Genomic DNA, 13,225 nt, shown 5'->3' with positions numbered 1-13,225 from the left:
CTTCCTAGCGTTGATCCCATGAAGCTTGTCCTGGGGGCTGTCCTCGCCCTGATCCTCTCGCCGCTGATCTTCTTCGGCGTCGCCATGGTCGTGCCCGTGTACCCGGTCTTCGCCGGAGCGGCCGCCGTCTCGATCGTGTCGATCACATGGCTGGTCGCGCGAAAAGCACTGTATGTCGCAGGTGTCACCGTTGTGCTCTGCGGTATCGTCGCCGTCACCGTCCTGCTCCCGTTTCCCGCGCCGGTGCCGGTGATTCCGGCTGGTGTGCGGTTCTGGGACCTGCCCACCGGCTCCCGCCTGGCCTATGTCAGCGAACCGGCCAGGGGTACGGCCAGGCCGTACCCGGTGATCTTCCTGCACGGCGGCCCCGGCACACCGGGTGAGGGGGTCCCGGAGGGCGGGTGGGAACTGGCTGGTGAGGGGTTCGACGTCTATGCCTATGACCAACTCGGCGCTGGACGCTCCACGCGCCTCGACGATGTCAGTGGTTACACGGTGGCCAGGCACGTCGCCGATCTCGACGCCGTCCGCAGCGCGCTCGGCGCCGAACGGGTGATCCTGGTCGGCCGGTCCTGGGGCGGCACCCTGGCGGCCGCGTACATGGCGGCCCATCCCGACCGTGTCGCCAGGGCCGTGCTGACCTCGCCGGGAGCGATCTGGGAGCCTGCCTATCCCGACGGCGTGGGCTCGCCCTGGGGCAACGGGGACGGGCCCGACGGTTCGCTGCGCTTCCTCGTCCAGAACGTCCTGCTCGGCCTCAACCCGGCGGCCGCCCACAGCATGGTGCCCGACCGCGAGGCGGACGCCTACTTCCGCGAACTGCTCATCTCCGCCAAGGACGCCACCGGCTGCCCCGGGGCGGCACCCGCGCCCACGCACACCAACCAGCCCGGCTTCTACGTCAACCAGGTCACCTCCGCAGACGCGGAGACCGTACCTGATCCCAGGCCCAAGCTGCGCCAGGTCCAGGTGCCGACGCTGATCGTGCGCGGCCAGTGCGACTACCTCAAGTGGCAGGTCACCGACGAATACCGGCGCACTCTGCCGAACTCGACATTCCTCTACGTGCCCGGCGCAGGGCACTCCATCGCCAACGGCCGTCCTGACCTCTACCGCGAGCTTCTGACGGCCTTCCTCCTCGGGAGAAAACTACCTAAGCCCTAGTAGGACTTGGTTACTTCGGGTAAGAGACGGTATGTCACATGCTTTGGGGGCGAGGAAACATGACCCCTCAAGGAGTCGAGGCCGTGCGGGCGCGACTGGAGACGTTTGCCGCTGAGGCGTTCTCCTGTTTCGCCCGTGCATCGTCGAGACCACGATCCCGGCGAGGGCAGGCACCACCACGACGGTATTCGTCCGCGGGGGGATGCCACGGCAGGTTCGGCATGGGGCATGGCGAAATCTCCGGCCTGACAGTACGGGTGCGGATGGTCTGACAGATTTTGGACAGGCTTTAAGTCAGTTGCTTGACTTAAGTTGACAGCCCCGGTTGACTGATCGTGACTCGAAGGTCGGTTCGGAGGGGGCATGGTGAGTCAGGGTGACGGTGGGCCGAAGCTGAGCTATCCGATTCCCGGCGAGGCGGCTTTGGAGCCGCCGGCCGAATGGGCGCGACTGCGGCAGGGGTGTCCGGTAGCGCGGGTGACGCTGCCCAGCGGGGACGAGGCGTCACTGGTCACGCGCTATGAGGACGTCAGGCGGGTGCTGTCCGACCCGCGGTTCACCCGGCCGACGCACGCGGACGACGCGGCCCGGATCTCGGCCAACGAGTCGGGCGGGCTGTTCGACAATGAGATGTCGATGTCGATACCGCAAGCCGGTGACGGGCATAAGCGGTGGCGGCGGATGATCGGCAAATGGTTCACCGTCAAGCGCATGACCGCGCTGCGACCGGGGATGGAGGCGATGGCCGAGCGGCTCGTCGACGACATGCTGGAGCGGGGCCGGCCGGCGGACCTCAAGGCGAGCCTGGGCTTCCCGTTGCCGGTGTGGGTGATCTGCGACCTGCTCGGGGTTCCGGACTCGAACCGGGACAGGTTCGCGTACTGGTCCGACACGTTGCTCAACCTGACCCGGTACACGCAGGCGGAGATCGACGCGGCACAGGCCGAGTTCGTCACGTACATGGCCGCCCACATCGCCGCCAAGCGCGCGGAACCGGGTGAGGACCTGCTCAGCGAGCTCGTCACCGGCGCCGACGCCGACGGCGAGCGGCTGTCCGACGCGACACTGGTGGCCACCGGCCAGGGTCTGCTGGTCGCCGGACACGAGACCACCGCGAACATGATCGGCAAGATGGTGGCGATGCTGCTGGCCGACCGGCGGCGCTGGGAGCGGCTCCTGGCGGATCGGTCGCTGGTGCGCTCCGCGGTGGAGGAGGCGCTGCGGTTCGACGCCAACCCGGGATTCGGCATGCCGCGCTATCTCGGCGAGGAGCTCGAGGTCGCCGGGACCCTGCTACCGCCTGGGACGACCGTGGTGTGCAGCATGGCCGCGGCCAACCGCGACGAGAGTGCCTTCGAGGGTGCCGACGAGATGAACCTCGGCCGCAGCCCGAACCCCCATCTGGCCTTCGGTGTCGGCGCGCACTCGTGCCTGGGGCAGGCATTGGCCCGCACCGAGTTGCAGGTCGTGCTCGAGGTGCTGCTGCGCCGGCTTCCCTCCCTGGAACTCGCCGTTCCGGTGGAAGAGCTGCACAAGGTCGAGGGACTCGTCGTCGGCGGGTTGCGTGAGGTTCCGGTGCGATGGTGACCATGGCCGGCAGGACCGCCAGGGCCGAGCGGGCCGATGCGACGCGGGAGTCGATCCTGGTGGCGGCGGAGCGGCTGTTCGCCGAGCACGGGGTGTTCGCCGTCTCCAACCGCCAGGTCAGCGAGGCCGCGGGGCAGGGAAACAACGCCGCGGTCGGCTATCACTTCGGGACCAAGGCCGATCTGGTCCGCGCCGTCGTGCGCAAACACGCCGAGCAGATCGAGCGGGTACGCGTGCGGATGCTGGCCGAGATGGGCGACAGCTCGAACGTGCGGGACTGGGTGGCCTGCCTGGTGCGCCCGAGCGCCGAGCATCTGGCCGCCTTGGGGGACCTCACGTGGTATGCCCGGTTCGGTGCCCAGGTGATGACCGACCCCGCATTCCGCGAAATCATGGTCGACGAGTTTCTCACCTCGCCGTCGCTGCACCAGGTCCTCGACGGGCTGAACCGCTGCCTTCCCGAACTGCCGGCCGAGGTGCGTGCCGAGCGCGGTGACATGGCCCGTCAGCTGATGGTGCACATGTACGCCGAGCGTGAGCGCGCTCTCGCGGAGGGCACCCCCACCCCCCGGTCCAGCTGGCACGACGCCGCGACCGGGTTGATCGACGCGCTCGTCGGGCTGTGGCTGGCACCGGTCACGCCCTGCCCATGACGAGAGCCTTCGCGCCTCGGTGAATCGCGGGCAAAGGAGGAGCTGACCATGAAAGTCACTGTGGACGAGGTCGAATGCCGCGGTGCCGGCCAGTGCGTGCCGGTCGCACCGGAGGTGCTCGATCAGCCCTGCGATGACAGCCGAGAGACGCCGGTCCGACACCGCTCTCGGCGACGACCACTGCCCCTTCAGGAGGGGAAGTGCTCATCAACGCCTGCCGCGAACATGTCGCGGTACGGGTTCCATTGGAGGAATCAATGACCAGTACGTTGAATCCGGCGAGTGAGCACCCCGCGGAGATTCCGGAGTACCCGATGGCCCGGGCGGCGGGCTGCCCGTTCGACCCGCCCCCGACCCTGCGGGCCAAGCAGCAGGAGGGACCGCTCGCCAAGGTCCGTCTGTGGGACGGCAGCACCCCGTGGCTGGTGACCCGTTACGCCGAGCAACGGGCACTGCTGGCCGACCCGAGAGTCAGCGCCGACGTCACCCGGCCCGGCTACCCGAGCTCGGCCCCCGTCAACGATTCGTCGAAGGTCAGCTTCATCCTGATGGACGATCCCGAACATGCTCGGCTGCGGCGGATGGTGACGGCGCCGTTCGCCATCAGGCGGGTGGCCGCGCTGCGGCCGGCCGTGCAGAAGATCGCTGATGACCTGATCGACGACATGCTCGCCGGCCCGAAACCGGTCGACCTGGTCGAGGCGTTCGCCCTGCCGGTGCCCTCACTGGTGATCTGCGAGTTGCTCGGTGTGCCGTACGCCGACCACGACTTCTTCCAGGACAACAGCAAGACCGTCATCAAGCGGGACGCGACGCCCGAGCAGCGGTCGGCCGCCCTCGGCCGGCTGGCCGGCTACCTGAACGACCTGTTGGGCGAGAAGCTCACCAACCCCGGTGACGACATGCTGTCCGGGCTGACCGAGCGGATCAGGGCCGGGGAACTGTCCCGGCAGGAAGCGGCCCGGATGGGGGTGCTGCTGCTGATCGCCGGGCACGAGACCACCGCGAACATGATCGCGCTCGGCACGCTCGCCCTGCTGGAACACCCCGACCAACTGGCCCTCCTCCGCGACTCAGGCGATGAGAGGCTGGTCGCCTCGGCGGTGGAGGAACTGCTGCGCTACCTGCACATCACGCACAACGGGCGGCGCCGGGTGGCGCTGGAGGACATCGAGATCGCCGGGCGGCTCATCCGCGCCGGCGACGGGCTGATCTTGGCCAACGACATCGGCAACCGTGACCCCGAGGCGTTCCCCGACCCCGACCGGCTGGACATCCAGCGCGACGCCCGCCGCCACATGGCCTTCGGCTTCGGAGTGCACCAGTGCCTGGGCCAGTCGCTGGCCCGGCTGGAACTGCAGATCGTCTACAGCACCCTCTACCGGCGCATCCCCACCCTGCGGCCGGCCGCGGATCTGGACCAGATCCCGTTCAAGCACGACGGGTCCGTCTACGGAGTCTACGAACTCCCCGTGACCTGGTGACCTTCCCCCGCAGGGCAGACAAACGACAGGAGGATCTCATGAAGGTGACCATCGACCAGGACAAGTGTGTCGCTTCCGGACAGTGCGTGGTCGCCGCCGCGGACGTGTTCGACCAGCGTGACGAGGACGGCATCGTCGTGCTGCTCAACCCGGACCCGCCGGCGGAACAGGCCGCCGACGTCCGGCACGCCGCGGTGGTCTGCCCGGCGCTGGCCATCCACATCGAGGAGTGACGGGTAGATCGACTCCGGACGCTGCGCCATGGTTCTCTGTCTCAGTGCTCCGTGCTCAGCCGTTCTCCGGACCCAGGTCGGCCGTGCGCATGGCCGATCGTATGATCTCTTCCAGGCGCTCGCTGTGCGCGCCGCGCCAGTAGACCTGGCCGCATTCCGAGCATCGGCCGTAGACGTCGTAGGAACGCTTGGTCCCGGGCTCCAGCAGGCGATCGATCTCGTGTTTCTCAACGGGGATCAACTCCCCGTTGCAGGCCGTGCAGCGGGTCCACGGCCGCAGCGGTGGCGCGAATCGCTCCAGCAGGTCACGGAGCTGGTCGTTCGCCTTGTTGCCTCGTACGTAGGCGCCGAGCCAGAGCGCCCGGCGGCAGAGCAGGCCGTGGTCCTGGGTCAGCAGCACGCGGCGTTCCCGGTTCGCCTCGACGACCAGGGAGGGGTCGTCCATGTCGTTGTGGTAGGTCGCGTCCACGCCCAGCAGCCGGAGCCGTCGCGCGAGGGTGCCCAGGTGGACGTCGAGCAGGAACCGGGGCGCCTGCTGTCCCGGTTCGAGCGGCACTCGCTGGGGGCGGGGCACGGCGTGAACGTGGACCACGTCACCGGCGGCGGGCTGGTAGGACGGGCCGACCTCCGCGCCTTCGACGGTCAAGGGCCCCACCTCCGGTAGCGGAATGCCAAGTGACTCCACGACATGCCCCAGCGTCGATGTCCCGTCGGGCGCCACCCGCTGCCACTCGCCTCGCCGGCGCGCGGGCAGGAACAGGAGCAACTCGGGGGCGATATGCAGGCGGATGTCAGATTCGATCACACTTTCAGCATGCCATCCACCGCAGGTGCTTCGAGGTTGTGGTGCGGGATGGGTGACGGCCGTGACCCGGGCCTGCGTGATCTATGTTGGCGTCGACTCTGAACGCGGGCTTATGGCCAGCGCGGCCAGCTCCGCTGCCTGTTCGGGGTGGAGCGGGGGCAGCGCGGTCAGCAGGCGCAGGTAGATGATGCCCAGCACGGCCTCGGTGGCCAGCGCGACGCTCGGGAGGTTCAGCCGATCTTCTCGCTGGGCCCTTTCCATGATGGGGGCCAAGGATGCCTGCTGGTGCTGATGAGCCTGCGACAGGGCCTTTCCCAGGGCGTCGTCGGCCGCGAAATGCGGTGCGAGCTGTCTGATCAACTCTCCGGCGAGGGTGGTCGTCAGCACGGTGATCTTTTTGTGGAGCAGGGTTTCCAGGGCGGCGGCGACGTCGTCGGTCTCCTCGGTGGTCTCGCTCACCTGGGCGAAGGCCATGTCCACCGCGTCGGAGATCAGCGGGGCGATGTCGGGCCAGCGTCGGTACACGGTGGGGCGGCCCACGCCCGCGCGGCGCGCGATGGCCTCGATGGTCGTCCTGCCCAGCCCGTTCTCCGCGACGATTTCGAGCGTGGCCCGCAGGATGCGCTGAGAGGCGTCACTGTCGAGGGGTCTGCCGCCGCGCGGCCGGTCGATGTCACGCATGGGCTTATCTTCTCACCTAGATACGTTACGATACACAGACGTAACGAATCAGGGTGAGAGGAGCGTGTCATGCCCCTGGCGTTGATCACAGGAGGGTCGCGCGGAGTGGGTGCCGCACTGGCGCACGAGCTGGCACGGCGCGGATATCGGCTGCTGCTGTGCGGTCGGGACGCCGATGCTCTGGCCCGTGTCGCTGCCGCCCTGCCGCAGGTCACGGCAGTCCCGTGCGATCTCGCCGATGTGACGCAACTGCGTCTTCTCGCCGAGGCGGCGACCCGCCTGGGCGAGCTGTCGCTGCTGGTCAACAATGCCGCTGTCCAGGACGTCTACGAACTCGGAGACCTGACACCGGACCAGGGGTGCGATCGCATCAGCCGGGAGATCGCGATCAACCTGACCGGACCCTTGCGGTTGACGGCACACTGCCTGCCGTTGCTACGGGCCCGGCCAGGCTCTCGGATCGTCAACGTGACCTCGGGGCTGGCCATCGCGCCCAAGCGCGGTGCCGCGGTGTACTGTGCGACGAAATCGGGCCTGCGCACCTTCACCCGGAGCCTGCGCTACCAGGAACAGGCCGCGGCGTCGGGAGTGGCGGTCACCGAGGCGATGCTGCCGCTCATCGACACCGACATGACCGCGGGCCGCGGCAGGGGAAAGATCAGCCCGCAGGACGCCGCCCGGGCCATCGCCCGCGCCATCGACCGAAATCGCGACCACGTCTATGTGGGCAAGATCAGGCTGCTCAACGCGCTGCACCGGGTGAGTCCGCAGCTGAGCTACCGGGTGACGCGCGACGGGTAGCACCGCTTTTCGTGACCTGTCCGGAATAGCCGTCGCGCGAGGGTGCCCAGGTGGACGTCGGGCAGGAACCGGGGCGCGTGCTGTCCCGGTTCGAGTGGCACTCGCCGGGGGTGGGGCACGGCGTGAACGTGGACCACGTCACCGGCGGCAGGCTGGTAGGCCGAGGCCGACCTCCGCGCCTTTTCCGGCCGCCTGCACATAGGAACCCCGGATCGCCGCGTGACCGTCCTTGCTCAGCGGTTGTCCGCGATGTGGTTGGCGGCGACGTAGCCGAACGTCATGGCGGGGCCGATGGTGGAACCGGCGCCGGCGTAACTGTGGCCCATGACGGCGGCGCTGGCATTGCCGGCCGCATAGAGGCCGGGGATGACCGCAGCGGACGGAGAGAGCACCCGGGCCTTGTCGTCAGTGACCATTCCGCCCTTCGTGCCGAGATCACCGGGGACGATCTTGAAGGCATAGAACGGCGGAAGCCACAGCGGGGCGAGACAGGAGTTGGGAATGACCGCCGGGTCGGTGTAGTAGTGATCGTAGGCACTGTTGCCACGCTTGAAATCGAGGTCCCTGCCGGTTGCGGCGAAGCCGTTGAAGCGGCTGATCGTGCCCTGCAGAGCATTGGCGGGGACGCCCATCTTGGCCGCCAGACCCGCGATCGTGCTCGACCTGACGAGGGCACCGTTGCCGTACCACGCGTCCGGGAACGGCAGGGTCGGCGCGAGATCCTTGAAAAGGTAGCGGTTGCGGTAGCTCTGATCGATGATCATCCAGGAGGGGATGTCCGGCGCCGTGGCGTTCTTCTGGTACATGACATGGACCACGTCGCTGTAGGGCGCGGCTTCGTTCACGAAGCGCATGCCTTGCTGGTTGACGATGATGCTGCCCGGAAGGGTGCGCTCGGCCAGACAGAAGTACGGTTCGCCGGGCAGCGGGATCACCGGCCCCCACCAGGAGTCGTCCATCAGCGCGACCTCGGCGCCGGTCGCGAGGCCGGCCAAGATGCCGTCGCCGGTGTTGGAGGCGGCACCGATGGTCCAATCGGTGCCGATGGGCTGCTGCTGATATCGGTTGCGCATGCCGGCGTTGTGCTCGAAGCCGCCCGAGGCGACCACGACCCCGTACTTGGCCTTGAGCAGGGTCTGCGTGCCGTTGCGGGTCACCAGCACGCCGGTGACCCGGCCCGCGTCGACGCGTAGATCGACGAGCGGGGTGTTCAGCCAGACCGGCACACCGGCCTGCAGCAGTCCGGCCCGCAGCGCTCCGGCCAGCGATTGGCCCATGGTGAGCGGTTTTTTGCCCTGTGCGGTGGCCTTGATCCAGCGACTGTAGGTTTCGAGCGCGATGGCGGCGCCCTTGGCGTTGACCAAGGCGAGGTTGAGCCACTTGTAGTCGGCGCTGAAGACCACCTGGCCGTTCGGAACCGGGATGTAGGCAGGGTTCAGGTTGGCCAGTTCCGGGCCGAGGAGATTCCCGTCGAACATGTCCGGCTCGATGGATCGGCCGTTCGGCAGGCCGCCGGTCCGTTCGGGATAGTAGTCGGAGTAGCCCTCCATGTAGCGGAAGCGCAACGGGCTGTTCTGCATCACGAAAGAGATCATGGCGGGGCCGTTGTCGAGAAACGCCGCCTGTCGGCCCGCGGGCACCTCGCTCCCGACGACCGCCGCGAGATAGGCGGCGGCTTTGGCCGGGGTGTCCGGTACCCCCGCGGCGAGAATGACCTGGTTGTTCGGTATCCAGATCCCCGCACCCGACCGGGCCGCCGAGCCGCCGAATTTGGCCGCCTTCTCGACCACGAGCGTGTTCAGCCCTCGCTCTGCCGCCACCAGCGCAGCAGTCATCCCGGCCGCCCCGGCCCCGACCACCACGACGTCATACTCCGGCGCGTCAGCGATATCCGCATGGGCGGCGACACTGCCGATTATCTTTGAGCCGAACGCGATCCCGGCGCCGGCGGCGGCACCGCGCAGCACCTGCCGGCGGGTCGGATGGGAACTGTGAGCAGGCATTCGAAGACCCTTCGCATGAGAAACGGCCTTGCCGGCACCTCGCGCCCGGTACCTGCTGTTGAAACATGTTCTATTTAGAAGTGCCAATCATGCGCTTGGTTGGTATGCCTGTCAACGGCGGACGGCGTCGATCTTGACGGATCCGGATGTCCGCCACCGGGCGGCCGGCCGACTGTGGTTCCCGTCGCTGTCGTCCCTCCGCCACGCCGGGTCGCCCTGCTTCGTCGCCGTCGCTCCCATTTTCGGGTGGCGCCCTTGGCGTATCTTCTGATCATGGAGAGGGGCCTGATCGAGCGGTCCCGGCTGGCGACGAGTAATCCCAAAGAGCGGGTGAGAAGGAACTTCGGCACGGCAAGTCACATTCGAGCGGCTGACTCGGCACCCACTACTGCGAATCTATCCGGCCAAAGACGAACGCGGCACTGGGCCATACAGGGAAAACCCAGGTCGACGCAGCATTTCCAGCCGAAGCGTGCCCCCAGGAGAATTCGCCCGTCCCGATAGGCCCTCACGCGCCGAGCTGCGCAAACGAGCCCATCATGACCCCAACAGAGCAATTATCTGTTGAACTCGGGTCGGTATTCAGGACCGAATGAGAACTAGGCATTGCCCTAGATACACCGTCCTTACAATCCCGGGGAAAGTGGATCACAAACTGAGGCCAGCCCCTTGGAGACAACCCCATGAGCAAACTGGCGACTTCGGCGGATATAGCTGTTGTGGGTCTTGCTTGTCGGTTGCCTCAGGCCGATGGTCCAGCGGCGTTCTGGGAGCTGTTGACCGGTGGGGTCGACGCGGTCACCGAACGGACCGGTGACGGTGGGCCGAGGTGGGCGGGACGGTTAGCGGACAAGGCGGCTTTTGACGCGGCCTTCTTCGGACTCTCCCCACGAGAGGCCCGGTACACCGATCCGCAGCAGCGGATCATGCTCGAACTCGGCTGGGCGGCGCTGGAAGACGCCGGAATCATTCCAGGCGTCCTCAAAGGGACGCCGACCGGCGTTTTTGTCGGTGCGATGGCCGACGACTATGCGTATCTGAGCCATCGCGCCGGGCGCATCGGCCACCACTCGCTGACTGGAATCGGCCGCGGGATCATTGCCAACCGCCTCTCGTACTTCCTGGGTGTCAACGGGCCGAGTCTGACCGTCGACACCGGGCAGTCCTCGTCATTGGCCGCCTTGCACCTGGCGTGCGAAAGTCTGCGGAGCGGCGAGAGCGAGATCGCCCTGGTCGGCGGCGTGAACCTCATCATGGCCGAGGAGAGCACCAATATCGTCGAGGAGTTCGGTGGGCTGTCCGCCGACGGGCGATGCTTCACCTTCGACGCTCGCGCCAACGGTTACGTGCGCGGTGAGGGCGGCGTCTGTGTCGTGCTCAAACGGTGGGAGGACGGCGACGACGCGTACGCCGTCATACGGGGGACCGCGCTGAACAACGACGGCGGCGGTGACTCGCTCGCGGTGCCGCGCGGTGAGGCGCAGCAGGCGGTGATTCGGGCCACTTGTCGCCGGGCCGGGGTGGCGCCGAGCGATCTGCACTACGTGGAATTGCACGGGACCGGCACGGCGGTCGGCGACCGGATCGAGGCGGCGGCGCTCGGCGCGGTCTTCGCCCCGGGCCGGGACTCGCCGTTGCTGGTCGGGTCGGTCAAGACGAACATCGGCCATCTGGAAGGCGCGGCCGGGCTGGCAGGTTTCCTGAAGGCCGTGCTTTCGCTGCGGCACCGGATGGTTCCGCCCAGCCTGAACTTCGCCGAACCCAACCCCGAGATCGACTTCGACGCCTGGCGCCTCCAGGTCGTCCAGGAGAACACCCCGCTGCCAGACGGTGCGGTGGCGGGTGTCTCGTCGTTCGGAGTCGGCGGGACCAACTGTCACGTCGTGCTTTCGTCGACCGGGCGCGGGGCCGACGCACCGGAGAACCCCGTCGAGGCACCGCTGTTGTGGCCGATGTCGGGCAAGACGGCGGGCGCGGTCCGCGACCAAGCCCGCGCCCTGCACGCGGAGCTTCTGGCCCGTCCCGACCTGAGTCCCGCGGACGTCGGCTTCTCGTTGGCGACGACCCGCACCGTGTTCCCGCACCGGACGGTGATCAGCGCGACCAGCCGGACCGAGTTTCTGGGGGCTCTCGACACCCTTACCGGACCGAACGTGGTCAGCGCCAAGGCCCGTGCCGAGGTGAAACCGGTCTTCGTGTTCCCTGGGCAAGGGACGCAGTGGGTCGGTATGGGGACCGAACTCCTTGACACGTCACCGGTCTTCCGCGAGCAGTACACCGCCTGCGCGGAGGCGTTGAGATCGTTTGTGACCTGGGATCCGTTCAGCGTGCTCGACGACGAAGCCGCGCTCGCCCGAGTGGACGTCGTGCAGCCGGTGCTCTGGGCGTTCATGGTCTCCGCCGCCGCGCTCTGGCGTTCCTACGGTGTCGAGCCCGCAGCGCTCGTCGGTCACTCCCAGGGCGAGATCGCCGCAGCGAATGTGGCCGGCGTGTTGTCCATAGAGGATGGTGCGCGTGTCGTCGCCATGCGCAGCAAGGTCATCGGTGCGGGGCTTGCCGGTCGCGGGAGGATGGCATCGGTCGCGATGTCCCTCGACGAGCTGCGACCGTTGCTCCCGCCGGTAATCTCGGTCGCGGCGGTCAACGGCCCCAAATCCGTCGTCGTGGCAGGTGAACCTGGTCCGATGCGGCAACTCGTCGACGAACTTACCCAAGCCGGTGTCAGGATCAAGCTGATCGGTGTCGACTACGCCTCCCACACGGCACAGGTCGAACCTGTCATGGCGGAACTGGCCGAGCTGCTCGCCCCGATACGACCACAGGAACCTCGGATTCCCATCCAGTCCACGGTGGACGGCAGCGAAGTGCTGGACGGCGACTACTGGGTGCGCAACCTGCGCCAGACCGTTGAGTTCGAGGCGGCGACGGATGCGCTGAAAGCCGCCGGGCACGAGGTCTTCCTGGAGATGAGCCCGCATCCGGTGCTGACGCCCTCGATAGAGGGTGATGTCTCGGTGGTGGGCACACTGCGCCGCGACGACGGAGGACTCGACAGGTTCCTGTTGTCCTTGGCGACCGCGTACACCCACGGCGTCACCGTGGACTGGCACGCGGTGTTCGATGCCGGGCGCCGCGTTCGGTTGCCGGGCTATGTCTTCCAGCGCCGGCGGTACTGGCTTGATGAGCCGGAGAAGGCCGAGCGGCCGGCCGCGGTGAACATGGCCGGAATCGTCGCCGCCGAGATCGGCGCCGTGCTCGGCCACACCGACCTCGACCCCACTGCCACGTTCAAAGAACTCGGCATCGACTCGGTCACCGCGGCCGACCTGCGGGCGAGACTCGTCGCCGCGACCGGGCTCTCGCTGTCCACCACGGTGATCTACAACCATCCGACTCCGGCGGTGTTGACGTCCTACCTGGACTCTCTTGCCGACGGATCGGAGCCGGTCCGGGTGAACCAAGAGCCGGTAGCCGGCGACGACGATCCCGTGGTGATCGTGGGAATGGCATGCCGTCTGCCGGGAGGAGTGGACTCGCCGGCCGCGCTCTGGCGTCTCATGGACTCCGGTGCCGACGCGATCTCCGCGTTCCCGGTCGACCGTGGCTGGGATCTCGACGCGTTGTCAACGCTGCCGCAGCAAGGCGGATTCCTGGCCGATGCGGCCGGGTTCGACAGCGACTTCTTCGGGATCTCGCCGCGTGAGGCGCTGGCGATGGATCCGCAGCAGCGGCTGGCGCTGGAGGTGACCTGGGAGGCGGTGGAGCGGGCCGGGATCCCGCCGTCGTCGCTGGGCGGCACCCGGACCGGCGTGTA

General features: G+C 67.8%; 10 protein-coding genes. 7 read left to right on the top strand and 3 right to left on the bottom strand.

Features of this window, described 5'->3' with window-relative positions:
• The first annotated feature begins 18 nt into the window (after positions 1 to 18).
• The 5 genes from ABT130_RS25705 (at position 19) to ABT130_RS25685 (ending at position 5,121) form a co-directional block, all read left to right on the top strand.
• Entirely contained in the window at positions 19 to 1,164 is a 1,146-nt protein-coding gene (locus ABT130_RS25705; protein ID WP_350959350.1) for an alpha/beta fold hydrolase, read from the top strand.
• A 363-nt stretch (positions 1,165 to 1,527) separates the two neighbouring features.
• Positions 1,528 to 2,751 carry a cytochrome P450 gene (locus ABT130_RS25700; protein ID WP_350959347.1) on the top strand — a complete coding sequence of 408 codons (1,224 nt, stop codon included), beginning with the start codon at positions 1,528 to 1,530 and terminating at the stop codon, positions 2,749 to 2,751.
• Positions 2,745 to 3,404, top strand: coding sequence for a TetR/AcrR family transcriptional regulator (locus ABT130_RS25695; RefSeq protein ID WP_350923949.1), 660 nt, complete (start codon positions 2,745 to 2,747; stop codon positions 3,402 to 3,404). Before ABT130_RS25700 ends, ABT130_RS25695 begins: the two co-directional genes overlap by 7 nt.
• A gap of 257 nt (positions 3,405 to 3,661) precedes the next feature.
• Positions 3,662 to 4,888 carry a cytochrome P450 gene (locus ABT130_RS25690; RefSeq protein WP_350959344.1) on the top strand — a complete coding sequence of 409 codons (1,227 nt, stop codon included), beginning with the start codon at positions 3,662 to 3,664 and terminating at the stop codon, positions 4,886 to 4,888.
• A 38-nt stretch (positions 4,889 to 4,926) separates the two neighbouring features.
• Complete coding sequence (locus ABT130_RS25685) at positions 4,927 to 5,121, top strand: ferredoxin (RefSeq protein ID WP_350923953.1); 195 nt, start codon at positions 4,927 to 4,929, stop codon at positions 5,119 to 5,121.
• A 55-nt stretch (positions 5,122 to 5,176) separates the two neighbouring features.
• Here the strand turns inward: ABT130_RS25685 and ABT130_RS25680 are convergent, their stop codons facing one another.
• Both ABT130_RS25680 and ABT130_RS25675 read right to left on the bottom strand, forming a co-directional pair.
• On the bottom strand, positions 5,177 to 5,926 hold the full coding sequence (locus tag ABT130_RS25680) for a Mut7-C RNAse domain-containing protein (protein WP_350959341.1): 750 nt from the start codon (positions 5,924 to 5,926) through the stop codon (positions 5,177 to 5,179).
• 81 nt (positions 5,927 to 6,007) lie between these two features.
• Complete coding sequence (locus ABT130_RS25675; RefSeq protein ID WP_350959338.1) at positions 6,008 to 6,607, bottom strand: TetR/AcrR family transcriptional regulator; 600 nt, start codon at positions 6,605 to 6,607, stop codon at positions 6,008 to 6,010.
• Between the two features lie 69 nt (positions 6,608 to 6,676).
• Here ABT130_RS25675 and ABT130_RS25670 point away from each other — a divergent pair, with 69 nt between their 5' ends.
• Complete coding sequence (locus ABT130_RS25670; RefSeq protein ID WP_350923959.1) at positions 6,677 to 7,408, top strand: SDR family NAD(P)-dependent oxidoreductase; 732 nt, start codon at positions 6,677 to 6,679, stop codon at positions 7,406 to 7,408.
• 233 nt (positions 7,409 to 7,641) lie between these two features.
• Here the strand turns inward: ABT130_RS25670 and kstD are convergent, their stop codons facing one another.
• Positions 7,642 to 9,375, bottom strand: coding sequence for a 3-oxosteroid 1-dehydrogenase (gene kstD / locus ABT130_RS25665; protein ID WP_350959335.1), 1,734 nt, complete (start codon positions 9,373 to 9,375; stop codon positions 7,642 to 7,644).
• 773 nt (positions 9,376 to 10,148) lie between these two features.
• Between kstD and ABT130_RS25660 the strand changes: the two genes are divergently transcribed.
• Positions 10,149 to 13,225, top strand: a 3,077-nt coding sequence (locus tag ABT130_RS25660) for a type I polyketide synthase (RefSeq protein ID WP_350959332.1), incomplete at its 3' end; no start/stop codon positions are given.

This window comes from Streptosporangium sp. NPDC001681, assembly GCF_040298085.1.
Taxonomy (GTDB): Bacteria; Actinomycetota; Actinomycetes; order Streptosporangiales; family Streptosporangiaceae; genus Streptosporangium.
The sequence above is the reverse complement of the archived record's forward strand: the minus strand, read 5'-3'. Positions and strand labels throughout refer to the sequence as shown.

Coding starts and splice junctions, on each gene's coding strand:
- ABT130_RS25705 (WP_350959350.1), top strand. CDS start 19: ATGAAGCTTGTCCTGGGGGCTGTCCTCGCCCTGATCCTCTCGCCGCTG.
- ABT130_RS25700 (WP_350959347.1), top strand. CDS start 1,528: ATGGTGAGTCAGGGTGACGGTGGGCCGAAGCTGAGCTATCCGATTCCC.
- ABT130_RS25695 (WP_350923949.1), top strand. CDS start 2,745: ATGGTGACCATGGCCGGCAGGACCGCCAGGGCCGAGCGGGCCGATGCG.
- ABT130_RS25690 (WP_350959344.1), top strand. CDS start 3,662: ATGACCAGTACGTTGAATCCGGCGAGTGAGCACCCCGCGGAGATTCCG.
- ABT130_RS25685 (WP_350923953.1), top strand. CDS start 4,927: ATGAAGGTGACCATCGACCAGGACAAGTGTGTCGCTTCCGGACAGTGC.
- ABT130_RS25675 (WP_350959338.1), bottom strand. CDS start 6,607: ATGCGTGACATCGACCGGCCGCGCGGCGGCAGACCCCTCGACAGTGAC.
- ABT130_RS25670 (WP_350923959.1), top strand. CDS start 6,677: ATGCCCCTGGCGTTGATCACAGGAGGGTCGCGCGGAGTGGGTGCCGCA.